At 52.7% G+C, this 782-nt stretch carries 1 pseudogene; it reads left to right on the top strand.

Annotated elements, in window-relative coordinates:
- Nucleotides 1–782 (top strand): annotated as a pseudogene (locus tag D515_RS25910) (hypothetical protein); the annotation flags it as partial.

Genomic DNA, 782 nt, shown 5'->3' with positions numbered 1-782 from the left:
TACGGCAGTGGCTGGGTGAAAGCGACCGGCGATTTCTCCGGCGGGAACTGGATTGATGTACCGGCTAACACCAAAACCTTCCAGGTGCGATCTCAAACCACAGAAGACGGCACTTACGAAGGCAATGAAAGCTACACCATCAAAGCCAAAGCCGATGGGCAAGGCAGTCTGGTGTCCGGTACGGTCACCATTGTCGAAGATGAAGCGGCCACCATTGTCCAGTCGGTCACTCACCTCAGAGATGGCGTCGAGGGCGGCACCTCCCCGGGTTGGACCGTCAACTTCAACAACCCGTCTGATGAAGCCACGACGGTCAGGCTCAACTTCAATGACAGTTATCATCAAGCAGACCATGGCACTGACTACTCAGGCAAAGTCTTTATCTACAATCTGTCTGGGCAAAAGATCGGTGAAGGTGTCATCGACGCTTCAAATAATTACCGTTTTGATTTCTCCGTCCCTGCTGGACAGGATGGGATCAGGGTGTATGCCCAAACCCTCAATGACAATGTCTATGAAGGCAACGAGACCATTCAAATCCAGGCGGCTGTTCCTGGCAGACAGGGATTTGTGCAATCTGCTGAGGCTGTCATTACCGACAACGCTGATATTCCAAAAGTGTCCAGCATCTCTCACCTGCAGAATGCGGCGGAAGATGGTTGGGTGGGCTGGACGGTCAATATGACCAACACCTCCACAACCAACAGCACGGTGCAGCTGAACTTTAATGACGGCCTTCATCAGGCCAACTTCGGGGCAGACTATAACGGCAAGGTGCATGT

The organism is Grimontia indica, assembly GCF_000333895.2.
GTDB classification, from domain to species: Bacteria; Pseudomonadota; Gammaproteobacteria; order Enterobacterales; family Vibrionaceae; genus Enterovibrio; species Enterovibrio indicus.
Note: the sequence above shows the minus strand (reverse complement) of the source record. Positions and strands in the feature narration are given on the sequence as shown.